The organism is bacterium (assembly GCA_035371905.1).
In the GTDB taxonomy this organism is placed as follows: Bacteria; Ratteibacteria; UBA8468; order B48-G9; family JAFGKM01; genus JAMWDI01.
In genome coordinates, this window is sequence record DAORXQ010000011.1 from 11208 (window position 1) to 32735 (window position 21528).

Sequence of the window (21528 nt, forward strand, 5' to 3'; positions counted from 1 at the left end):
TCTTGCCTTTTTATTATATTTTTTCACTCTTACCATTATTTTTTATTTCAGAAATCAACAGAAAATTTATCATAATTTTTTTATTATTTTTCCTTTCCGGATATTACATAACCGAAAACTATAAAAGAAAATTGATTCCTGAAAAAATAGATTTCTCACAGAATTCTGTGATTGAAGGAGAAATAATCAATATCAAAGAAAAAAAATTTGAAAGAGAAATAGTATTAAATATAAAAAAGATATATAAAGACAACGAAAATAAAATATGGAAAGGAAAAGTTCTTCTTAAAACGAGAAATAATGATAAATTGCTGCCCGGAGAAAATTTAAGAATAAAAGAATTTTCTATAAGTAAAATTTATCCACCTAAAAATCCATCGGAGTTTAACTATAAAAAATTTATGGAAAGACAGGGAATTTTTTATTTAATCAAAAGTGACAGTATTGAAAAAACAGAATCTAGAAAAAATTTAAGATTATTGAATTCTTATATAAGAGAAAAAATTGAAAAAAGGATTGAAAATTATATGAAATTTAATCCAGATGGATACGAAATTGTAAAACTTATTACTATTGGAAGCGATGACCCCCCTGATTTTCTAAAAGAAATTGGAATAAAAAGTGGAATATATCATCTTTTCGTAATTTCGGGAATTCACATTATCTTTTTAATTTTATTTTTTAAAATTCTTTTTATTCCTTTTCAAAAAATAAATAATACTCATCCAAAGTTTTTCCCTTTTTTACTTCTTTTTATTCTATGGTTTTACGACTTTCTCTGTGGTTTCAAGATACCTGTAACAAGAGCAGTTTTAATGGTTTCTTTTTATCTTATATTTGAAATTTTTGAGAGAAAGATAGAACCAATAAAATCTATTATTCTTGCAGGTTTTTTATTACTTTTTATAAATCCTTATAATATATATTCAATTTCTTTTCTGCTGTCCTTTCTTTCAACTTTTGGTATTTTAATAATTCCAGGAAAAATAAAATTAAAAAGAAACTTTATAACTAATTCTTTTATTTCTACTTTTTCAGCACAATTATTTATTTTACCTGTTCTTTTCTATAACTTTGGTTTCTTTTATCCGTTTGGAATATTAAATAATCTATTATTTACTCCTCTTGTTGGTTTTTTGACAATAAACTCTTTTATTTCAATCTTTTTACCTTTTTTATTTTTTATTCTGAACTTTGCAACAAATATTTTTTTAAAACTTCTTATCTTTATCTCTAATTTTTCTTTAAAAGTTAATGTCTATTTCCCATTATTTTTTATACTTATTTACTATTTTTCCCTTTTCATTATTTTTGTACCTCTGAAAAAAAGTTTAAGATTTATCACTTCATTTTTAATAATTCTTCTTTTAGTTTTTTTTCAGGTTAATCTTAAAGAAAATAAAAAGGAGGAGGTTATTTTTTTCTCTTTAAAAAATCCTTTTATTTTGATTAACAAAGAAAGCAAGGGTATTTTAATTACCTCAAACAAAATTGAAAATCCTGTTTTTTACAAAAGTACTCTTTATAAATTACTGAAAGAGAAAAAAATTAAAATTGAAAAAGCTATTATAACCGGAAAAAATTTCTCAGAAAATCTCATTTTTATTTCAAAATACTGCAAAAATATATATATTTCTGACAGTATTCTTAAACCCTGTTTTTTCAATTATGAAAATATAAAAAGTTTTCATAATGATGACAAAATTATTACAGATAACTTTCTTTTTTCTTTTAAAAAAGGCAACCTTTTGGTAAAATATGACAACTTTAAATTTTTAATAATCCTTGATGAAGACCTTGAAAAGTCAATAACAGAGGATAAATATTTTCTTATATATCTCGTGGCATATAAAAAAAATAATAAAAACGATGAAATAATCAACAGTCTACAATCTCCTTTTTTAATTCTTCAGAAAGAAACAAAAAAATTTGAAAATTTAAAAAGTTTATGTCAAAATTATCATTTAAATAAGTCATCTATTATTTTAAATTTAAAAACAGGAATGATTAATTATTGGAGGACAAATGATATTAGAAAATATTGAAAAAATTAAAAAGGGTGAAGAACAAAGTGAAAAAATTATAAAAGATGCTGAAAAAAAAGTGAAAGAGATACTTGAGACATTAGAAGCGGAAGTTGAAAAAATCAAAATGGATAAAGAAAAAATAATGAAAGAAAAACTGGAAAAGTATAAACAGAAAAAAGATTTTGAAAAAAGAGAAAAAATTGAATTTTTAGAAAAACAAAAGGAAAAAATTGAAATAGATTTACAACAGAAAAAAAGTAAGACAGATGAAGTAGCAAACAAAATTTGGGAAAAAATAAAGAAGGAAATTATGCAGTAACAACTCTATCCCTTCCTAACTCTTTTGCTTTATATAATGCAGTATCCGCTTTTTTAATCAATTCTGTAGTTGTCATTCCATCTTCCGGGAAAGAAGCAATACCAAAACTTATAGTTAAATCTTTATTTGGTTGAGATTCTTCATTTAAAAATTTAAATTCCCTTATAGTTTTTCTCAGTTTTTCACAAATTTTCACGGTATTTTCTTTTGTTGTATCTGGAAAAATAATAATAAACTCTTCTCCACCATATCTACAAACAATATCCGAACCCTTAACCCCCTTTTTTAATATATCTGCTATAGTTTTCAAAACATAATCACCAGCGAGATGTCCATTTGTATCATTATAAAATTTAAAATAATCTACATCACACATAGCAATAGAAACAGGTTTATAATTTACCCGACTTTTTGTTAGAATTTCTGAAAAAAGTTTTTCAAAATGTCTTCTATTATACAGTTGTGTTAAACTGTCCATAATTGAGAGAATTTTTGTTTTATTGAAAAGTTCTGTATTCTCAATCATCAATGAAATAGGAACAGATACCATTCTTAAAAGATTCAAATCTCTTAAAGTAAATCTTTTTTCCCTTTTTGAAAAAATACCGAGTATTCCAATCACAGTTTTCTTCTGATATAAACCGCAAACTATAAACGATTTAATCCCATTTTCAGCAAGCACTCCATATTGTGAAAAAGAAGATATATTATTAACAAGAACTGGTCTTCCTTTTATAGCTAATTCTTCTATCAATTCTTGAGAAATTTCGATATGTTCTCCTTTAACACTCATTTTGTATCTATCACCGAAAAGAGTAATAACAATAATTTCTTCTTTAAAAATATTTTTAATGGTATCAAGAATTTTTCCAATAACATCATCTATAGTTACATCCTCTCCAAAAGTTTCTATAATTTCAGTGATGGTGGATAGAAAAGTAGATTCTATTTTATAGTCATTAATTATCAAATCTTTTCTTTCATTCTCTCTCTGTAAAAATTCAATTTTATTTAAAATCTGAAAAGCAAAAATAATATCCAGAACAATTAAAATAGAAATAATAATGTTAAAAGATATAAGATAAAATTCCGGAATAAAGGTTTTTCCTTGTAGATATATCCAGTTGATGACCAAAAGAAATAAAATTACAAATAAAAAAATAAAATTCCTTAAAACCCTCATTCAATTTACCCTATTCCCCCTTTATTTGATTAACCAGTGAGGCAAAATTTTCAGGGTGATTAAAAGCAATATCTGAAAGTGTTTTTCTGTTAAGATTTATACCAAGTCGTTTAAGCCCTGCTATAAATTTACTGTAAGAAATCCCATTTGCTTTACATGCTGCAGAAATTCTGGTTATCCACAATCTTCTAAAATCTCTTTTCTTTTTCCTTCTGTGCATGAAAGCATAGGTTAACCCCTTTTCTGAAAACTCCTTTGCTCTTTTAAAAAGTTTTGACCTTCCTTGTCTATAACCCTTTGCTCTTTTCAAAACTTTTTTTCTTCTTTGTCTTGAACTGGGTGAATTTTTAGTTCTTGGCATTTTTTTTCTCCTTTTTAATTATTTACCTATAAGGTAATAATCTTTTTACCATTTTTATATCGCCTTTATTCTTCAAAACCTGTGACTTCTTAATTCTTCTTTTCCTCTTTGAACTCTTTTTAGAAAGTAGATGACTTCCACCCGCCCCATAATGGATTACTTTACCTGTTTTTGTAATTTTAAATCTTTTTGCCACCGATTTTTTTGTTTTAAGTTTTCCCATTTTTTTCTCCCTTTACATCTATTGGAATAAATGTAACACTTAATCTAACACCTTCAAGTTTAGGTGCTTTATCTATTTTCCCATATTCAGAAAGTTCCCTTATCAACCTTTCCAAAAGAGCATAACCTCTTTCTTTGTAAAGAATTTCTCTACCTTTATAAAAAACACTTACTTTAACTCTGTGACCTTCTTTTAAAAAATTTTCAATATGTTGCTTCTTAAACTTATAATCATGTTCACTTGTTTCCGGAGTAAACCTTATCTCTTTCGTCTGCAATGTTTTTTGTTTTTTCTTTATTTCTTTTTCTTTTTTCTTCTGTTCAAATAAAAATCTTTTAAAATCCAAAATTCTGCATACAGGCAAATTTGAATCTGGAACTATCTCAACTAAATCCAAATTCTTTTCTTTTGCAATGTCTAAAGCAGTTTTTATATCAAGAATTCCTAATTGATTTCCTCTTTCATCAATAACTCTTACCTTTGGACTTCTAATTTGATAATTTATTCTATATCTTCTTTCTTTACCTTCCCGAGCGATGATATCTCCTTTTTACAAATTTTAACTTATATTTTTACTTTTTTCAATACCTCTATAAATTTTAATTATTTTTTTAAAAATTGCAAGTTTAATTTTAATTCACCCATTTAAAGTAAAAAGTGTTATAATTTGTAAAAGGATTTTAAAATGAAAAATAAAATCTTTGCGTTTTTATTCATAATAAATATTTTTTGTTTTTCTAAAACTCAGTTTATAAATAGAACAGAATTTCTGCTTGATACAGTATTTAATATAAAAATTGAAAAGATTGAAAATGCAGATATTATACTGGAAAGTGCTTTTGAGAGGGTAAAAGAACTTGAAGATAAATTAAGTATTTTTAAAGAAGAAAGCGAAGTTTCCAGATTAAATAAATATAAAAAATTTAAAGTTTCATCAGAACTTATGGAAGTAATAAAAAAATCTATTTATATTTCTGAAATTACAGATGGTGCTTTTGATATTACCTGTAAAAAATTAATTGATTTATACAGAAAAAAAAATAAACAGAATTCATTACCAACAAAAGAAGAAATAAATAAAGTTTTGAAAGAAACTGGCTGGGAAAAAATAAAGATAAAAGATAATGAAATATATTTATCAAAAAATGCTGAAATAGACCTTGGAGGAATTGCAAAAGGTTTTATAGTTGATAAAGTATTTGAATTCCTTAAATCTAAAGGGGTAAAAAATGGGATTATAAATGCAGGAGGGGATATCTATTGCTGGGGAATGAATCAGGAAAACAAAAAGTGGAAAATAGGAATAGAAAATCCATTTAAAGAAGGGGAAATAATCGGAAGTTTTGAAATTACAGATAAAGGAGTGGCAACAAGTGGAAATTATAAGAGATACATGAAAATAAAGAATAAGAAAATAGGACATATAATAAATCCAAAAACTGGACTACCTGTTGAAAATTTTTGTGTAAGTGTAACTGTAATTTCTTCTGACTGTACAACTGCCGATGGACTTGCAACCGCTATTTTTGTTCTTGGAATTGAAAAGGGATTGAAAATTTTTGAAAAATATAAAAATTTTGAGTGTTTAATAATAGACAAAGATAAAAAAATTTATAAATCTCAAAATTTTCCTTTTAATCCTTACATTTTTTCCAGTTTAAATAAATAAGAATATGTCTCTCTTTTCCTTATTAATTTCACATTTTTACCTGTAACAAGAACTTCTGGAATTCTCAATCTTGTATTGTAATTTGAAGACATTGAAAAACCATATGCTCCTGCACTCATAACTACTAAAAAATCATTTCTTTTAATATCCTCTGGAAATTCTCTATCTTTACCAAGATAATCTCCTGTTTCACAGATAGGACCAACTATATCAAATTTTATTTTCTTTCCATTTTTTAACTTCAAAGGATAAATAAGATGATAACTTCCGTAAAGAGAAGGTCTTATGAGGTCATTCATCCCAGCATCTACAATTATAAAATTTTTTGTATGTTTGTGTTTAACATAAAGAACTTTTGTAATCAAAACACCTGCATTACCAACAATAAATCTTCCAGGTTCAATTATTAAGGTTTTTAAATTTAAATCTTTTAATGTTTGATAAATTTCTTTTCCAAATTCTTCAACTGACTGTATTCTATCTTCTTCTTTATAAGGGATACCAAAACCCCCTCCTATATCAAGTATTTCTAAATTGAACTCATTTTTTTTACAGAACTCTCTAACTTTTTCAATTGCCTTAATATAAGGAGAAACTTCTTTTATTTGAGAACCAAGATGGAAATGTATCCCTTTAATTTCTACAAAATTAAATTTTTTCTTTAAAATTCTTTCAGAAATATCAATATCAATTCCGAATTTATTTTCACTTTTTGATGTTTTTATATAATGGTGCGTATCAACATCAATATCAAGATTTAACCTTAAATTTACAACAACCTTTTTTCCATATTTCTTCCCAAATTTCTCAATTATATCAAGTTCTTCTTCATTTTCTACGTTAAAACAGAATATATTTTTTTTAACTGCAAATTCAATTTCTTCCTCTTTCTTTCCAACCCCTGCAAAAACAATATCTGACGGAGAAAATCCAGCAATAAGTGCTCTTCTTAATTCCCCTTCTGAAACAATATCTGCTCCAAGTCCGTTTGCCTTCATTATTTTTAAAATAGAAATATTAGAATTTGATTTTACAGAAAAACAAATCTTAACAGGTAAATTGGAAAAAGCATTTTTTATTCTGTTTATTTGATTTTTAAGAAAGGAGTGACTGTAAACATAAACAGGAGTACCAAATCTTTCAGCAATTTTTTTACCCTCTACTTCTTCAATATAGAAACTTCCTTTTCTAAATTTATAATAAGGTTCCAAGATTTCTTTAATTTTTTCTTCCATCTTTCAATCTCCTTTTTAACATTTATTGAAGAAGTCCCTCCTCCTGAAATTTTTGAATTTACCGAATTTTTAAAATTTAAAATTTGTAAAATGTCTTTTTCAAAAATTGGAGAAAAACTTTTGAATTCATTTAAAGTTAAATTAAAAAAAGTTTTATTTTTCTCTATGCAGTATTTTACAATATTCCCCACTATCCTATGTGCTTCTCTGAAAGGAATACCTTTTTTTACAAGATATTCAACAATATCTACTGATAATGTAAAAGATGAAATTTTTTCTATGATTATTTCTTTATTAAATTTAATTTCGGATAAAATTTTTATTAAAATTTTGAGAGTTGCTTCTACTGTTTTTAATATTTCAAATAATATCTTTTTATCTTCTTGAATATCTCTATTGTAAGAAAGAGGTAAATCCTTGAGAAGAACCAGAAGTCCATTAAGAAGACCAGTACAAACTGCAGTTTTTCCTCTGATTAACTCAAATACATCAGGATTCTTTTTATGAGGCATTAAACTTGAACCTGTACAATACTTATCCGGTAATTTAACAAAATTAATTTCATCCATATTCCATATTATTATGTCCTGAGAAAAAGATGAAAGATGAATCATTGTTAGGAGACAACAAAAGGTTACCTCTACTAAAAAATCTCTATCAGAAACAGTGTCTAAACTATTTCTTGAAATTTCAGGGAAATTCAGAAGTTTAGCAGTATATTCTCTATCTATGGGTAAAGAGGTTCCTGCACAGGCACCCACTCCAAGAGGAAAAACATTAATCCTTTTATAAGTATCCATAAATCTTTCTTTATCTCTCTCTAATTTTTCAACATAAGCAAGTAAATAATGAGAAAGTAAAATCGGTTGACTTTGTTTCAAATGAGTATACGCTGAAATTATTGTATCAAAATATTCTTCACTTTTTTCAAGAAATTTTTCCTGTAAATCTATTATCAATTTTACTAAATAAATAACTTCATCTCTTAAAAAAAGTTTTTCGTCAAGAACTATCTGGTCATTTCTTGACCTTGCTGTATGCAACTTTTCGCCTATTTTACCTATAATTTCTATCAACCTTCTTTCTATTGCTGTATGAATATCCTCATCACTTGGTAAAAACTTAAATTTATTTTCTTTTATTTCTTTTTTAATATTTTCAAGCCCTCTTATAATTTTTTCTTTTTCTTCCTCTGTAATCAATCCGACTTTAAAAAGCATTTTTACATGAGCGATACTGCCTTCAATATCGTAAATTGCAAGTTTTTTATCAACATTGATTGATTTTGTAAATTCTATAATATCAACATCTACTTTCTCTTTAAATCTTCCTTCCCACATATATCTCATTTTTCACCTCTTGTTTTTTTATTTTATCAGAAGTATTATAATAAATCAAAGAATAAAAAGGATTAAATTTATGGAAAAAGAACTTATAATCGTTGAATCTCCAACAAAAGCAAAAACAATTAGTGGGATACTTGGTAATGAATATACAGTATTTGCCACTATGGGACATATAAGGGACCTTCCTGAAAATGAATTTGGAGTGGATATTGATAACAATTTTTCTCCTAAATATGTTATAATACCTGGAAAAAAGAAAATTGTGGAAAAACTGAAAAAACTTGCTCAAAATTCCTCCAATATCTACCTTGCAACTGATGAAGATAGAGAAGGTGAAGCAATTGCATGGCATACTGTACATTTAATAAATAAAAAAATTGAAGATGTAAAAAGAGTTGCTTTTCATGAAATTGTTCCTGAAGCAGTAAAAGAAGCATTTTCAAATCCAAGACAGATATCTATTGAACTTGTAAATGCTCAACAGACAAGAAGAATTCTTGACAGGATAGTTGGATATAAAATAAGTCCCATACTTGGTAAACATCTTGAAATGGGATTATCTGCTGGAAGAGTTCAATCAGTTGCCTTGAAACTTATTGTTGAGAGGGAAAAAGAAATTGAAAATTTTGTTCCTGAAATTTATTTCATTATAAAATGTGAAGTAGAGAAAGACGGTAAAAAAATAGTTTTCAATCTTATCAAAATTGGTGAAAAATCATTTGAAAAAGAAAAGTTAAAAGAAGAAAAAGAAGTAGATGAAATAATTGAAAAGTTAAAAAATGGAACTCTTATTGTGAAGGAAAAAGAAGAAAAAATAAAAAAATTAACTCCTCCACCACCTTTTATAACAAGTACTTTACAACAGGAAGCAATAAATATTTTAAATTTTTCTTCCTCAAAAACCATGTTTATTGCTCAGCAATTATATGAAGGAATTGAAATAGAAGGAAAAAGTATAGGATTGATAACATATATGAGAACCGATTCTCCTTCTGTTGCAAAACCTGCACAAAATCAGGCATTAAAATTTATAAAAGATACATTTGGAGAAAGTTATTTACCTGAGAAACCAAATATTTATTATTCTAAATCAAAAGTTTCTCAAGAAGCACATGAATCAATAAGACCTACTTCTGTTTTCAGAACGCCTGATAAAATAAAAAAATATTTAAACCCTGACCAGTTTAAACTTTATGAACTAATATGGAAAAGATTTATTGCAAGTCAAATGGCCAAAGCAACTATAAAAAATATTAAAGTTACTGCGTTAAATGATATTTTTCTATTTGAAACAGAAGGTAATTTTATTGTTTTTGATGGTTTTTTAAAATTATGGCCTTTAAAAATTGAAAAAGGGAGCCAAATTATAGGCGAATTTGAAAAAGAAGAAGTATTAAATGTTTTAGAATATAAAAAGGAAAAAAAACAAACTCAACCCCTTTCAAGGTTCACTGAAAGTTCACTTATTAAAACTCTTGAGAAATATGGTATTGGAAGACCATCTACCTATGCACCAACCATTTCCACTTTAATTGCAAGAAAATATGTAAAAAAAGAAAAAAAATTCCTTGTTCCATTAAGAATGGGTAAAATTGTTTATGAAATATTAAATAAATTTTTCCCTGAAATAATAGAAATAAACTTTACAGCAAAAATGGAAGAAGACCTTGATAAAATAGCAAATGGAGAAAAAAACTGGGTAGAAGTATTAAAAGAGTTTTATAATAAATTTAAAAAATCTCTGGAAAAAACTAATGAAATATTAAATAGGGATATTTTGAACGAAATTATAATAGAGGACAAAAGATGTCCTCTATGTAATGGACAATTAACCTTAATAAAAGGTAAGTATGGGATTTTTATTGGTTGTTCCAATTATCCTAATTGTACCTATACTGAAAGGATAAAAGAAAATGCTGATAATTCCGGCAATAGATCTAAAAAAAGGTGAAATTGTTCGTCTCTATAAAGGAAGATTTGATAAAATTTCCTATTATGATGTTGAGATTGAAAATGTTACAAAAGAATATTTAAAAGCAGGTGCAAAAAGGATTCATATTGTTCTTCTATACGGTGCAAAAACAGGCAAAATAGAAAATGAAGAAATTGAAAAAATTAAAAACATAATTGAATTAAAAAAAATAAATAACAGAGATGATTGTGAACTTCAAATTGGCGGAGGGATAAGAAAAAGAGAACAGATAGAAAAATTTTTAAATTTAGGAATAAATTATGTAATTATAGGAACAGCATTTTTAATTCCTATTGCTTTAAGTGAAGGATACAGTATTCAGGATATTAGATTTTTTTATCAAAAAAGTGGCAAAAATCTGGAAGTTGAGAAAGAAATTCCTGAATTTGATTTAATTGACTGGCTTGAACCAGAAATTAAAGATAAAATTATAATATCAGTTGATTATGTTGGAGACGAAATCGCTTTAAGTGGATGGGAAGTAACTTTACCTTTAAAACCTTCATATGTAATAAAAAGATTTATAGAAAAAGGATTCAAAAGGTTTCTGATAACAAGTATTGAAAGCGATGGAACTCTTGATGGAATTGATTTTAAAAATATCAGTAGAATAACGAAAGAAATTACCAGATTTAAAGAAGATATAAAAGAAATAATAGTTGCTGGAGGAATATCAAAGGAAGAAGATATAATAATGTTGAACTCTTTACAATATAGACCAACAGGAATTATAATAGGAAAGGCATTGTATCAAAAAAAATTAGATTTAAAAAATGTTATTGAAAAATATCAAAAAATTTAGTTTATTTTTAATTTTATTTTTTAATCTGGTTTTTGCACAATTTAAGGCAAATGTTACTCCTTTATTGAATGAAAATTATTCAAAGAGTATTCTAAATTTTATAAAAAGGGCTGAAAAATCTATTTATGTCATTATGTTTCAAACAGGATATTATTCTGAATATGCAGAAAGTATATCAAATCAGATATTGAGAGAAATAGTAAACGCATATAAAAGAGATGTTAAAGTGGAAGTTATACTTGATTTGTCTACAATGTCTAATGTTAAAGAAAAAAATTTTGAAACCGCAAAATTTCTTGCAGAAAATGGAATTAAGGTCTATTTTGATAAAGCAGACAAGACAACCCATTCTAAACTTTTAATAGTTGATGATAAATATGTTTTCATCGGAAGTCACAACTGGAATTATTACGCACTTGAAAAAAACAATGAAACAAGTATTTTAATTGAATCAGAAGAAACCGCTAGGGTATTCATTAATTATTTTAATGAAGTAAAAAAAGAATGTAGAATATTTCTTGCACCACTTAACTAATCCTTCTCTATTGTCTGTCCTCTCGATGAACCAGTTGAAATTTTTGTTATTTTTGTGCCTATTTTTTCCTCAATTTTTTCTATATATTTCCTGGCATTTTTTGGTAATTCTTTGTAACTTTTAACATTACTTATATCTTCTTTCCAGCCATCCATTTCTTCGTATATAACTTCACAATTTGAAAAAAGTTTTGGATTAAAAGGATAGGAATTTATAATTTTTTCTTCATATTTATATCCCACTCCTATTTTAATTTTCTCAAGACCTGTTAAAACATCAAGTTTTGTTAAAACAATTTCATCTATCCCGTTAACCATACAGGCAAATTTAACAAGAACTGCATCAAACCAACCACATCTTCTCGGTCTACCTGTAGTGGCTCCAAATTCATTCCCTATCTTTCTTAATTCTTCTCCTATACTATCCTTTATTTCTGTAGGAAAAGGTCCCATCCCTACTCTTGTTGTGTATGCCTTTGCAACTCCTATAATTTTTTCTATTTTTTTCGGAGATATACCAAGCCCTATACAAGCACCACCAGAAATCGGATTTGAGGCAGTTACATATGGATAGGTACCAAAATCTATATCAAGAAAGGTTCCCTGAGCTCCTTCTGCAAGAATTTTTTTTCCTTTTTCAATTTCTTCATTAAGATAGATTGATGTATTTATAACAAATTTTTTAATCTTTTTTCTATATATCTCATAATCCTTATAAATTTTTTCAGCTTTTAAAACTTCTTCCTTATAATATTCCTTAAATAAGTAATTCTTCAATTCAAGAGCGATTTTTAATTTTTCCATAAATACTTCATCATCTATAAAATCAACAACTCTTATCCCAATTCTTGCAAATTTATCAGTATAGGTGGTTCCAATTCCTCTTCCTGTTGTTCCAAGTTGTCCTTTGCCTCTAAACGTATCTTCAACCCGGTCTAAAATTTTATGGTAGGGTAAAGTTATATGTGCGTTTTCAGCAATAAATAATTTTCCCTCTACTTCTATTCCATTATTTTTTAAATATTCAATTTCCTCAAATAAAGAAACCGGGTCAATAACAACTCCATTTCCAATAACACAAATTTTTTCAGGATAAAGGATACCTGAGGGAATAAGATGAAATACATATTTTTTATTATTTACAACTACTGTATGACCTGCATTTGCTCCACCCTGATATCTTGCAATTATATCAACTTTCTCTGCAAGATAATCAATTACTTTTCCCTTACCTTCATCTCCCCATTGGGTTCCAACAACAACTGTTACCATTTTCCTCCCATTTTCTTTATAATTGCCTTTCCCATCTCTATTGTCCCTACACATTCTTCATTCGGGTTTTTAAAATCATAAGTAACAAATTTCCCTTCTTCTATAACTTCTGCCAGCGCCCTTTCAATTTTATCAGATGCTTCTGTTTCTCCTAAATAATCCAGCATTAAAATTCCAGCAAGTATCATGGCAGAGGGATTAACTCTATTTTGTCCTTTATATTTAGGAGCAGACCCATGGGTCGGTTCAAAAATTGCAATATCTTCTCCAATGTTTGCTCCCGGTGAAAGTCCCAGTCCTCCTACAAGTCCTGCACACAAATCAGAAAGAATATCTCCATAAAGATTTGGACAAACAATAACATCATAAATTTCAGGCTTTTGGACAAGTTGCATAGCCATATTATCAACAATTTTATCCTCATATTCTATATCAGGGTATTCCTGGCTTATTTTATTTGCCACTTCAAGAAAAAGACCATCAGAATATTTCATTATATTTGCTTTATGAACAACAGTAACCTTCTTCCTATTATTTTTTCTTGCATATTCAAAACCAAATCTAACAATTTTTTCAGAATTTTCTACAGATATCGGTTTTATGCTTATTCCTGTGTTTTTACTTAACTTAACATTCCTTTTTTTCTCAATAAATCCAATTAACTCATAGGTATCTTCTTTCCCTTTTTCAAATTCAATTCCAGCATAAAGGTCTTCCATATTTTCTCTTATAAGAACAATATCAACATTTTCATATTTTGTTCGTGCACCTTTATAAATTTTAAACGGCCTTAAACATACATACAAATTAAAATACTGCCTTAAAAAAACATTTATACTTCTAAAACCAGTACCCACAGGTGTCGTTATAGGACCTTTTAAACATATTTTATTTTCTTCTATTGATTTTATTGTATCTTCAGGTATAGGTGTTCCAAATTTTTCTATACATTCTTCACCAGCCATTTTTACATCCCATTCAATTTCTACTCCAGTCGCTTCAATACATTTCTTTGCTACTTCAGTGATTTCAGGACCTATGCCATCTCCTGGAATAAGAGTGATTTTATATGACATATTATTCTCCAATTTTAAATTTTTTATACTTTTTTAAATAACTTATTACACCACCCTCTTTAATAATATCTATCAAAAAATCAGGAATTTTCGTTGTTTTAATTTCTATGTTTTTTGTTATATTTTTTATTATCCCTTCAATTGGATATATTTCTAATTCATCTCCATTTTCAATCTTATCTGTATCACCTTCAATTAAAATTAACCCATTATTTATACCATTCCGATAAAATATTCTTGCAAAACTTTTAGCAATTACAGCAGGAATCCCTGCATGTTTTATTACTAATGGCGCCTGTTCCCTACTACTTCCACATCCAAAATTAATTCCTGCAACAATAAAATCTCCCTTTCTAATCTTTTTATAGAATTCTGGTTCAATATCTTCCATTAGATGTTTAGCAAGTTCATCCATATCAAGTGTTTTAAATTTATATTTTCCTGAAATTATATAATCAGTATTAATATTATCTCCGAATTTATGACTTTTTCCTTTTAGAACCATTAATTCTCCTTTTTACACTCAATTATTTTTACCATAAATTTTAAAATAATTCAAATTGAAATAGAATTCGAAAAAAGATACAATTATTTTTAAAAAAGGAGGTAACAAATGAATATCCTTGCAATTGGTGCACATCCTGACGACCTTGAAATTCTGTGTGGAGGAACACTTGCAAAATACTCAAAAAATGGACACAAAATCTTTATGGCTCATTTATGTAATGGAAATAAAGGTGGAAAAAACATATCTCCATCCGAACTTGCTAAAATTAGAGACGAAGAAGCAAAAAAAGCAGCAAGTTTAATAAAAGCAGAAGTTTTAGGACCAATTGCTTCAGACCTTGAAATTTACAATACCAAAGAAATGAGGGAAAAAGTAGTTGATATAATCAGATATGCAAAACCAGATATTATTATTACACACTCACCTGAAGATTATATGCCAGACCACACAAATACAGCACAACTAGTATTTGACGCTGCGTTTACTTCTACCCTTCCAAATTACAAAACTGAATATCCAGCACACGAACATATTACACCTATTTTTTATATGGATACACTTGTAGGTCTCAAGTTCCAGCCAACTCACTACGTTGACATAACTGATTTCTTTGAAATAAAAAAACAGATGTTACTATGTCATGAAAGTCAGTATAAATGGATAAAAGGACATCATCTTTCAGACCCTTTAAATATCATTGAAACAGTGTCAAAATTTAGAGGTTTACAATGCGGTGTTTTATATGCTGAAGCCTTCAGAATGGAAAATGTCTGGGGAAGGATAAAACCTGCTGAACTCATATAAATTTTAGAAAAATGAAAAAAGTTCTTATAACAGGAGGGAATGGACTTGTTGGTAATTATTTGAATAGAATATTTGATGGAAAAAATTATTCAGTATTTTCTTTTAACAAGGAAGTACTTGATATAACAAATATTAAAAAAAGTTTTGAAATTTTTAAAAATATAAAACCTGAAGTAGTGATACATCTTGCGGCACTAACAGATGTTGATTTTTGTGAAAAAAATCCTGAAAAAGCATTTTTAGTGAATTCACAAGGAACAGAAAATATTGCGAAATTATCATATGACTTTAACTGTTTTTTGATTTATTTAAGCACAGATTTTATTTTTGATGGATTAAAAAATTCTCCTTACTCAGAAAAAGACCTACCAAATCCGATAAATATTTATGGAAAAAGTAAACTTCTCGGAGAAAAATATATAATGAATAACTGTAAGAAATATTTAATAATAAGAACTTCCAGAATTTTTGGTAAAGTAGGTAAAAATTTTAGCAGTAAATTAAAAGAAATTATAAGGGAAAGGAAAGAAATATTTTTGACAACAGATGTAATAAATTCTCCAACATATGCACTTGACCTTTCAAATTGTATTTTTAAATTGATGGAAATGGATTTTTGTGGTATTATAAATGTTTGTAATGAAGGGTGGTGTTCTTTTTTTGACTTCGGAAACAAAATGAAAGAGATTTTAAAATTGGATACAGAAATCAAGGGAATAAATTTTGATGATTTTTCTAAAAAATATGGAATTATTGCTAAAAGACCTAAATTTTCAGCATTATCTATTGATTTACTTAATTCTTTAAATATAAAGATGGATTCTTGGGAAACAAGTCTAAAAAAATTTCTGGAGGAGGAATAGGAAATGAAAAAAGTAAAAATTGGTTTTGTAGGATGTGGGGGATTTGCAAATATGGTTCATTATCCCTCATTGAGCGAAATAGAAGATGTTGAAATTTCTGCCATATGTGATATTGATAGAGAAAAACTTAAAAATACAGGAGAGAAATATAAAATAGAAAAGAGATATACAGAATACAAAAAATGTTAGATGAAAATGAATTTGATGGAGTTTATATAATTATGCCTCCCTATCATTTATATGATATTGTTATAGATGCTTTAAATAGAAAATTGAATGTATTTATAGAAAAACCACCGGGAATAACTAAATTTCAAACACAAAATATGGCAGACCTGGCAATTAAAAACAACTGTAAAACAATGGTGGGTTTCAATAGAAGATTTATTCCTTTATTAAGAAAAGTAAAGGAAATTGTTGAAAAAAAGGGACCTATAATTCAGGTTGTTTCAACCTTTTATAAGAATATGTATCCCAATTTTCTCTATTACAATGGAGCAGTTGATATATTAACCTGTGATGGTATCCATGCAGTTGATACTTTAAGGTGGTTGTGTGGAGAAGTAAAAAAAATTAAAAGTGTTATAAAATCATATTTTTCTAATATACCAAATGCTTTCAATGCAATAATAGAATTTGAAAAAGGTGCTACTGGAATTCTATTGACAAACTGGACAGTTGGCAAAAGAATTCATACATTTGAAATTCATTCACTTGGGATTTCTGCTTTTGTTGACTGTAATGACAGAGCAATAATATTTAAAGATAATAGAGAAGAACCTGAAATTTTTTCAGCTTTTGATATAACCAAAAGTAAACAATTTCATAGATTTTATGGTTATTACAACGAAAATAGACATTTTATTGAATGTATAAAAAACGATAAAGAACCAGAATGTAATTTCACCGATGCTGTTAAAACAATGGAACTTGTTGAAGAAATTTATAAAAACAATATTTCTTTTTAAAAAGGAGTCAACTATATAAATTTTAAAAAATGAAAAAACTAACTAAACAACCTGTTATCAAGGAGCAAGTAATAAATAACCTTAAGCAATCTGGTAGAAGTAGCTATAATCGCCTGTCTATAAGATTTTCCTTCATTAATTTTTTTAATATAGTAATCTCTGAAATAAGGAGTCATTTTTCTAACAGATTCAGCCATAATAAAAGCAATTCTTCTTACATGACTATTTCCTCTTTTAGATATTTTCCAGACACCTTTATATTTTCCGGATTGCTTAATTACAGGGTCAAGTCCACAGTATCCAATAAGTTTTTTATAAGAAGCAAACCTACCAATATTCATAATTTCACTTATAAAGTAGATAGTAGATTTTTTAGCAATACCCGGGATAGATGTAAGTATTTCAATTTCTCTTTTATATATTTGGTCAGCAAGTTTTTCAATAAGTTGGGAGATATAATTCATTTGATTTTCCAGAAATTCAAGATATTGTATTTTCAAAAGGAGAATTTTTTCAAAATGAGGATAAGAGTAAGCGATAGATTGACATGCAAGTTTGTAAATAAGTTTAAGGTCTGGCTTTTTGCCTCTTGTTGGGAGATATTTTTCTACAGAGGATATAAATTGACTTTCGGAAACACTTCTTATAGAGTAAGCAGAAGGGAAAACTTTAAGAATAGAAATAATACCAGAGGAAAAGACATTTCCATTTCTGACAATTTCAGGAAAAACAAGATAGAGAATTCTTTTAATTTCAGATTTAATTTGAGCGATTTGAAAGGATATATTTTCTTTTTCTCTAACAAGGTATCTGAATTGTTCTTTCTGGCAAGAGGTTGGATTTTGAGATTGATTATTAAACTGAATAAAATCAGCAAGAACTTTAGAGTCAATCTTATCAGTTTTGGTAAGTTTATTAGCAAAAAATCTGAAAAATTGTTTAACTTTATAAGGATTAACCATACAGACATTATACCCTTTTTCTTTGAGGAAATTAACAAGATTTATGTGGTAAATACTGGTAGGTTCACAAGCACAGACAGAAGAATTTTTAAACTGAATAGTTTGAGAGGCAAAATTTTCAAAGCCAGATTTATCCATAGAGAAAGAGAGATTGGACTTAATAAAATCATTACCTTTAATAGATACGACAAAACTATCTTTACTTACATCTATTCCGATAGAATAATTAAACTTTTTCATGATATCACCTCCTTTATTTTAGGGAGAGGAGATACCCTTTGTCCCAAGTGCCCGGGTAAGATGGGTCAAAAATACCCAATCAACCAATATGGGACGAAAGGGAGAGAAAACATGTTCTATTGTGAGCCTTATTGCCCAGGAAAAATGATGTTTTTCTCTCCTTTTTGTTCTTTAAAAATTTAATTTTCAAAGAGTTTAAGTTATATAATAATATATTTTTAACCAAATTTAACTAGGAGGGAAAAATGAAAGAATTTGAAAAAGCAAAAGAAGCAGCAGAGTTTATAAGAAGTAAAATTAAAGTAAAACCGGATATTGGAATAATTCTTGGAACTGGATTGGGTGCTCTTGCTGAAAAAATAGAAGAAAGTATAATTATCCCTTACAAAGAAATACCTTATTTCCCTATGTCTACAGTTGAGACACATCTTGGAAATCTTGTTATAGGGAAAATAGGTAATAAAAATGTAGTAGCAATGCAGGGAAGATTTCATTTATATGAAGGATATACTCCATATCAAGTTGTTTTTCCAATAAGAGTTATGAAATTACTTGGAATAAATACTTTAATTGAGTCAAATGCTGCTGGAGGTTTAAACCCACTTTATAAAAAAGGAGATATTATTATAATAGTTGACCATATAAATCTTACAGGACAGAATCCTCTTGTTGGAGAAAATGACGAAAGATTTGGTCCAAGATTTCCGGATATGTTTTCTCCTTATTCACCTGATTTGATTGAAATTGCTGAAAAAGTAGGGATAGAAGAAAAAATACCTTTAAAAAAGGGTGTTCTTGTTGGTCTTCTTGGTCCAAATTTTGAAACTAAAGCAGAATATAGGTTTTTAAGAAGTATTGGTGCGGATATGGTATGTATGTCAACAGTAATAGAAGTTATTGCAGCGGTTCATCTTGGACTTAAAATATTGGGACTTTCTGTTATTACAGATATGTGTTTACCAGATGCGTTAAAACCAGTATCTTTTGAGGAAATAGTTGAAGTTGCAAATTCTGCAGAACCAAAATTGACAAAAATAGTAGAAAAAGTTATAATGAATTTATGAAAAAAGAGACAAAGATGAAAACAAAAACAAAGTCAAAAATAACAGTAAGATGCAGAAAATGTTTTATGGTTGATAGTTATGTAATAGAAGAAGGCAAAGAAATAAAATGTAATCACTGTGGTGCTAAAATTTATAAAATAGATAGTATTTAATTCATTAAAAACCTAATATAAAAAGTAAGGAGGTGAATTGTATAGTGAATAATACAAATTTTGAAAAAATATTTAAACAATTTAAAAGGGAGGTAGAGAGAGAAGGAATAATAAAAGAAATCAAGGCAAGGGAGTTTTATGAAAAACCGAGTGAAGTAAGAAAAAGAAAAAAAATGAGGAAATACAGACCTCATTTAAATACCATTAAAAGTAAATAAAAATGCCTTCCTTAATATACACAATTTCTTTGAATTCAAGTATTGATTATTCTTTTTATTTAAGCAATATAATAGATGATGATGTTAACAGAATTGAAAAAACAAGAATTGATCCAGGTGGAAAGGGTATGAATATTTCAAGAATGTTAAGAAAACTTGGAGAAAAACCTATCACAATAACCTTTCTCAGTAAGAATAATGGTAGACTGTATAAAAAACTACTTAAAAAAGAAAAAATTAAAATTGTACCTATTATGATAAAGGGTAATTTGAGAAATATTTATAATTTTATATCAGAAAAAAAAGTTTTAAGATTTAATGAAAAAGGACCTTTGATAACTAATAAAGAAATAAATAAATTTTGGGAGATTTTATTGAATTTAAATTTAAAAAAAGGAGATTTTGTTGTAATGTCAGGTAGTATCCCTCCTGGTATTAAAAACAACATTTATGCAGAGATTATAAAACGGGTAAAAAAATTTGAAGTTTTAACAATAGTTGACGCTGATGGAGATGTTTTGAGAGAAAGTATAAAAGAAAAACCCTTTTTAATAAAACCAAATTTACAGGAAATTGAAAGATGTTTTGATACAAAGATTAAAAATTTTGAAACTTTAAAAAATATATGTATTTCTTTAATAAATTCCGATATTTCAATTGTACTTATTACTCTCGGTAAAGATGGTGCAATATTATTTACAAAAGATAAACTTTTTTATTCAAAACCACCAGAAGTTGATTTTAAAAGTAGTATTGGATGTGGAGATGCTTTCTTATCCGGTTTCATATATAAATTAAAAAGAAAAAAAACTTATGAAGAATGTCTAAAATTTGCTGTTGCCTGTGGTACAGCTAAAGTTGAAGAAGAAGGAACAAAAATGCCATCACTTTCAAGAATAAAAAAGGTTCTTAAATATGTAAGAATTTATGAAAATCCAGATTTTAATATAACTTTCCAGTAAACTCTTCACTTAATAATTTTTCTCTGTTAGTTTTCTTTTTGTTTCAAAGGTTAAAAAAATAAATCCACCTATTAAACTATTCAAAACAACAGTGGTAAGTACTAAAATAGAAAGAGCATAAGCATTCTGTTCACCAATAAAATCAGAAAATAGAAAAATATAAGTAAATTCTCTAACTCCAAGTCCTCCTAAGGATGGAATTAAAGTAGATGTCCATATCAAAGGAATAAAAACAAAAAAAAGTAGAACATTTAAATTACTTTTGATTATTGAAACTCCTATAAGATATTGAGAAAAAATTGAAAGAATCTGTAAAATAAAACTTATCAAAATTGCTATTTTCAAGTTTTTACTGTTTTCTGTAAAATAAAAGTAAATTGAACTATAGAGATTTAGAAGTTTACGGTTTAAAAACTCGGGTATAAACTTTTTAATTGGAGAATAAAAAAGTGAAGCAATTTTTCTTTTAGAAAAAAAGAAAAAAGCAAAAATTAAAAAAAACAGAAAAACAAAAATTATGTACTGAAATTTTTTTTCAATTCCTTTATAAAAAAATACAGAAATTGTTCCCATTATCATAATAGATAAAGCCCCTATATACCTATCAATTAAAACTGATATGCCACTTAAAAATTTTTTTTCCTGCTCTTTCACAATATAAAAAATTTTTACGATATCGCCACCTGCTGATGTTGGAAGAAAATTATTAAAAAATAAACCTATCATTGTAAGTTTCCAAATCAAAAAATATGAAAGTTTTTTTTTGAA

At 27.2% G+C, this 21528-nt stretch carries 25 protein-coding genes; 14 read left to right on the forward strand and 11 right to left on the reverse strand.

Translation table 11 applies throughout. The annotated features are described in order from the left end of the window. Nucleotides 1-2 precede the first annotated feature (2 nt). Both PKV21_02215 and PKV21_02220 read left to right on the forward strand, forming a co-directional pair. Nucleotides 3-2045, forward strand: a complete 2043-nt coding sequence (locus PKV21_02215) for a ComEC/Rec2 family competence protein (GenBank protein HOM26305.1) — start codon at nucleotides 3-5, stop codon at nucleotides 2043-2045. Further along, complete coding sequence (locus PKV21_02220; GenBank protein ID HOM26306.1) at nucleotides 2026-2346, forward strand: hypothetical protein; 321 nt, start codon at nucleotides 2026-2028, stop codon at nucleotides 2344-2346. Before PKV21_02215 ends, PKV21_02220 begins: the two co-directional genes overlap by 20 nt. On the opposite strand, the gene PKV21_02225 is transcribed toward PKV21_02220, so the two are convergent. The 4 genes from PKV21_02225 to infC are packed head-to-tail and all read right to left on the reverse strand — an operon-like array spanning nucleotide 2336 to nucleotide 4651. Continuing rightward, on the reverse strand, nucleotides 2336-3529 hold the full coding sequence (locus tag PKV21_02225; protein HOM26307.1) for a sensor domain-containing diguanylate cyclase: 1194 nt from the start codon (nucleotides 3527-3529) through the stop codon (nucleotides 2336-2338). The two genes, PKV21_02220 and PKV21_02225, sit on opposite strands and share 11 nt — an antisense overlap. Nucleotides 3530-3539: 10 nt before the next feature. Further along, on the reverse strand, nucleotides 3540-3890 hold the full coding sequence (rplT, locus tag PKV21_02230; GenBank protein ID HOM26308.1) for a 50S ribosomal protein L20: 351 nt from the start codon (nucleotides 3888-3890) through the stop codon (nucleotides 3540-3542). A gap of 22 nt (nucleotides 3891-3912) precedes the next feature. Further along, nucleotides 3913-4113: a 50S ribosomal protein L35 gene (gene rpmI / locus PKV21_02235; protein HOM26309.1), complete on the reverse strand. Its 201-nt coding sequence runs from the start codon at nucleotides 4111-4113 to the stop codon at nucleotides 3913-3915. Beyond that, nucleotides 4100-4651, reverse strand: a complete 552-nt coding sequence (infC, locus tag PKV21_02240; GenBank protein ID HOM26310.1) for a translation initiation factor IF-3 — start codon at nucleotides 4649-4651, stop codon at nucleotides 4100-4102. Before infC ends, rpmI begins: the two co-directional genes overlap by 14 nt. Before the next feature lie 147 nt (nucleotides 4652-4798). Here infC and PKV21_02245 point away from each other — a divergent pair, with 147 nt between their 5' ends. Beyond that, on the forward strand, nucleotides 4799-5782 hold the full coding sequence (locus tag PKV21_02245; GenBank protein ID HOM26311.1) for an FAD:protein FMN transferase: 984 nt from the start codon (nucleotides 4799-4801) through the stop codon (nucleotides 5780-5782). On the opposite strand, the gene lysA is transcribed toward PKV21_02245, so the two are convergent. Together lysA and argH are read right to left on the reverse strand one after the other, a co-directional pair. Further along, the gene (lysA, locus tag PKV21_02250; protein ID HOM26312.1) at nucleotides 5755-7017 is read right to left on the reverse strand and encodes a diaminopimelate decarboxylase; all 1263 of its coding nucleotides are present in this window, start codon (nucleotides 7015-7017) and stop codon (nucleotides 5755-5757) included. The two genes, PKV21_02245 and lysA, sit on opposite strands and share 28 nt — an antisense overlap. After that, on the reverse strand, nucleotides 6942-8366 hold the full coding sequence (gene argH / locus PKV21_02255; protein ID HOM26313.1) for an argininosuccinate lyase: 1425 nt from the start codon (nucleotides 8364-8366) through the stop codon (nucleotides 6942-6944). The genes lysA and argH overlap by 76 nt, the downstream gene beginning before the upstream one ends. A gap of 70 nt (nucleotides 8367-8436) precedes the next feature. On the opposite strand from argH, the gene topA reads away from it, so the two are divergent. Genes topA through PKV21_02270 form a run of 3 tightly spaced genes read left to right on the forward strand, consistent with a single transcriptional unit; the run spans nucleotide 8437 to nucleotide 11672 of the window. After that, on the forward strand, nucleotides 8437-10314 hold the full coding sequence (gene topA, locus PKV21_02260; protein HOM26314.1) for a type I DNA topoisomerase: 1878 nt from the start codon (nucleotides 8437-8439) through the stop codon (nucleotides 10312-10314). After that, a complete protein-coding gene (locus PKV21_02265; GenBank protein ID HOM26315.1) occupies nucleotides 10277-11137 on the forward strand; it encodes a HisA/HisF-related TIM barrel protein in 861 nt (286 codons plus the stop codon). The genes topA and PKV21_02265 overlap by 38 nt, the downstream gene beginning before the upstream one ends. Beyond that, nucleotides 11109-11672, forward strand: coding sequence for a phospholipase D-like domain-containing protein (locus PKV21_02270; GenBank protein ID HOM26316.1), 564 nt, complete (start codon nucleotides 11109-11111; stop codon nucleotides 11670-11672). The genes PKV21_02265 and PKV21_02270 overlap by 29 nt, the downstream gene beginning before the upstream one ends. On the opposite strand, the gene PKV21_02275 is transcribed toward PKV21_02270, so the two are convergent. The 3 genes from PKV21_02275 to PKV21_02285 are packed head-to-tail and all read right to left on the reverse strand — an operon-like array spanning nucleotide 11669 to nucleotide 14524. After that, nucleotides 11669-12943 (reverse strand): adenylosuccinate synthase, encoded by a 1275-nt coding sequence (locus PKV21_02275; GenBank protein HOM26317.1) that lies wholly within the window; start codon nucleotides 12941-12943, stop codon nucleotides 11669-11671. The two genes, PKV21_02270 and PKV21_02275, sit on opposite strands and share 4 nt — an antisense overlap. Then, complete coding sequence (locus tag PKV21_02280) at nucleotides 12937-14019, reverse strand: isocitrate/isopropylmalate dehydrogenase family protein (protein HOM26318.1); 1083 nt, start codon at nucleotides 14017-14019, stop codon at nucleotides 12937-12939. Before PKV21_02280 ends, PKV21_02275 begins: the two co-directional genes overlap by 7 nt. Before the next feature lies 1 nt (nucleotide 14020). Next, nucleotides 14021-14524 carry a 3-isopropylmalate dehydratase small subunit gene (locus PKV21_02285; protein HOM26319.1) on the reverse strand — a complete coding sequence of 168 codons (504 nt, stop codon included), beginning with the start codon at nucleotides 14522-14524 and terminating at the stop codon, nucleotides 14021-14023. A 108-nt stretch (nucleotides 14525-14632) separates the two neighbouring features. Between PKV21_02285 and PKV21_02290 the strand changes: the two genes are divergently transcribed. From PKV21_02290 to PKV21_02305, 4 genes are read left to right on the forward strand one after another with little or no spacing between them, the layout of a single operon-like run. Further along, complete coding sequence (locus tag PKV21_02290; protein ID HOM26320.1) at nucleotides 14633-15331, forward strand: PIG-L family deacetylase; 699 nt, start codon at nucleotides 14633-14635, stop codon at nucleotides 15329-15331. Between the two features lie 11 nt (nucleotides 15332-15342). After that, nucleotides 15343-16194 carry a dTDP-4-dehydrorhamnose reductase gene (rfbD, locus tag PKV21_02295; GenBank protein ID HOM26321.1) on the forward strand — a complete coding sequence of 284 codons (852 nt, stop codon included), beginning with the start codon at nucleotides 15343-15345 and terminating at the stop codon, nucleotides 16192-16194. A gap of 3 nt (nucleotides 16195-16197) precedes the next feature. Continuing rightward, nucleotides 16198-16383: a hypothetical protein gene (locus PKV21_02300; GenBank protein ID HOM26322.1), complete on the forward strand. Its 186-nt coding sequence runs from the start codon at nucleotides 16198-16200 to the stop codon at nucleotides 16381-16383. Beyond that, nucleotides 16377-17162 carry a Gfo/Idh/MocA family oxidoreductase gene (locus PKV21_02305; protein HOM26323.1) on the forward strand — a complete coding sequence of 262 codons (786 nt, stop codon included), beginning with the start codon at nucleotides 16377-16379 and terminating at the stop codon, nucleotides 17160-17162. Before PKV21_02300 ends, PKV21_02305 begins: the two co-directional genes overlap by 7 nt. A gap of 38 nt (nucleotides 17163-17200) precedes the next feature. Here the strand turns inward: PKV21_02305 and PKV21_02310 are convergent, their stop codons facing one another. Next, the gene (locus PKV21_02310) at nucleotides 17201-18364 is read right to left on the reverse strand and encodes an IS110 family transposase (protein ID HOM26324.1); all 1164 of its coding nucleotides are present in this window, start codon (nucleotides 18362-18364) and stop codon (nucleotides 17201-17203) included. 245 nt (nucleotides 18365-18609) lie between these two features. Between PKV21_02310 and PKV21_02315 the strand changes: the two genes are divergently transcribed. The 4 genes from PKV21_02315 to PKV21_02330 are packed head-to-tail and all read left to right on the forward strand — an operon-like array spanning nucleotide 18610 to nucleotide 20760. Then, a complete protein-coding gene (locus PKV21_02315) occupies nucleotides 18610-19428 on the forward strand; it encodes a purine-nucleoside phosphorylase (GenBank protein ID HOM26325.1) in 819 nt (272 codons plus the stop codon). Beyond that, nucleotides 19425-19580 carry a hypothetical protein gene (locus PKV21_02320; protein ID HOM26326.1) on the forward strand — a complete coding sequence of 52 codons (156 nt, stop codon included), beginning with the start codon at nucleotides 19425-19427 and terminating at the stop codon, nucleotides 19578-19580. The genes PKV21_02315 and PKV21_02320 overlap by 4 nt, the downstream gene beginning before the upstream one ends. A gap of 32 nt (nucleotides 19581-19612) precedes the next feature. Beyond that, nucleotides 19613-19798, forward strand: a complete 186-nt coding sequence (rpsU, locus tag PKV21_02325) for a 30S ribosomal protein S21 (GenBank protein HOM26327.1) — start codon at nucleotides 19613-19615, stop codon at nucleotides 19796-19798. Nucleotides 19799-19800: 2 nt separating this feature from the next. Then, nucleotides 19801-20760 carry a 1-phosphofructokinase family hexose kinase gene (locus PKV21_02330; GenBank protein ID HOM26328.1) on the forward strand — a complete coding sequence of 320 codons (960 nt, stop codon included), beginning with the start codon at nucleotides 19801-19803 and terminating at the stop codon, nucleotides 20758-20760. Between the two features lie 9 nt (nucleotides 20761-20769). Here the strand turns inward: PKV21_02330 and PKV21_02335 are convergent. Beyond that, nucleotides 20770-21528: lysylphosphatidylglycerol synthase transmembrane domain-containing protein (locus PKV21_02335; protein HOM26329.1), on the reverse strand; the 759-nt coding region annotated here is incomplete at its 5' end.

Excerpts from the sequence above, each read along its gene's own strand:
- PKV21_02220 (HOM26306.1), top strand. The coding sequence starts at position 2,026 with ATGATATTAGAAAATATTGAAAAAATTAAAAAGGGTGAAGAACAAAGT.
- PKV21_02225 (HOM26307.1), bottom strand. The coding sequence starts at position 3,529 with ATGAGGGTTTTAAGGAATTTTATTTTTTTATTTGTAATTTTATTTCTT.
- rplT (HOM26308.1), bottom strand. The coding sequence starts at position 3,890 with ATGCCAAGAACTAAAAATTCACCCAGTTCAAGACAAAGAAGAAAAAAA.
- rpmI (HOM26309.1), bottom strand. The coding sequence starts at position 4,113 with ATGGGAAAACTTAAAACAAAAAAATCGGTGGCAAAAAGATTTAAAATT.
- PKV21_02245 (HOM26311.1), top strand. The coding sequence starts at position 4,799 with ATGAAAAATAAAATCTTTGCGTTTTTATTCATAATAAATATTTTTTGT.
- lysA (HOM26312.1), bottom strand. The coding sequence starts at position 7,017 with ATGGAAGAAAAAATTAAAGAAATCTTGGAACCTTATTATAAATTTAGA.
- argH (HOM26313.1), bottom strand. The coding sequence starts at position 8,366 with ATGAGATATATGTGGGAAGGAAGATTTAAAGAGAAAGTAGATGTTGAT.
- topA (HOM26314.1), top strand. The coding sequence starts at position 8,437 with ATGGAAAAAGAACTTATAATCGTTGAATCTCCAACAAAAGCAAAAACA.
- PKV21_02265 (HOM26315.1), top strand. The coding sequence starts at position 10,277 with ATGCTGATAATTCCGGCAATAGATCTAAAAAAAGGTGAAATTGTTCGT.
- PKV21_02270 (HOM26316.1), top strand. The coding sequence starts at position 11,109 with ATGTTATTGAAAAATATCAAAAAATTTAGTTTATTTTTAATTTTATTT.
- PKV21_02275 (HOM26317.1), bottom strand. The coding sequence starts at position 12,943 with ATGGTAACAGTTGTTGTTGGAACCCAATGGGGAGATGAAGGTAAGGGA.
- PKV21_02280 (HOM26318.1), bottom strand. The coding sequence starts at position 14,019 with ATGTCATATAAAATCACTCTTATTCCAGGAGATGGCATAGGTCCTGAA.
- PKV21_02285 (HOM26319.1), bottom strand. The coding sequence starts at position 14,524 with ATGGTTCTAAAAGGAAAAAGTCATAAATTCGGAGATAATATTAATACT.
- PKV21_02290 (HOM26320.1), top strand. The coding sequence starts at position 14,633 with ATGAATATCCTTGCAATTGGTGCACATCCTGACGACCTTGAAATTCTG.
- rfbD (HOM26321.1), top strand. The coding sequence starts at position 15,343 with ATGAAAAAAGTTCTTATAACAGGAGGGAATGGACTTGTTGGTAATTAT.
- PKV21_02300 (HOM26322.1), top strand. The coding sequence starts at position 16,198 with ATGAAAAAAGTAAAAATTGGTTTTGTAGGATGTGGGGGATTTGCAAAT.
- PKV21_02305 (HOM26323.1), top strand. The coding sequence starts at position 16,377 with ATGTTAGATGAAAATGAATTTGATGGAGTTTATATAATTATGCCTCCC.
- PKV21_02310 (HOM26324.1), bottom strand. The coding sequence starts at position 18,364 with ATGAAAAAGTTTAATTATTCTATCGGAATAGATGTAAGTAAAGATAGT.
- PKV21_02315 (HOM26325.1), top strand. The coding sequence starts at position 18,610 with ATGAAAGAATTTGAAAAAGCAAAAGAAGCAGCAGAGTTTATAAGAAGT.
- PKV21_02320 (HOM26326.1), top strand. The coding sequence starts at position 19,425 with ATGAAAAAAGAGACAAAGATGAAAACAAAAACAAAGTCAAAAATAACA.
- PKV21_02330 (HOM26328.1), top strand. The coding sequence starts at position 19,801 with ATGCCTTCCTTAATATACACAATTTCTTTGAATTCAAGTATTGATTAT.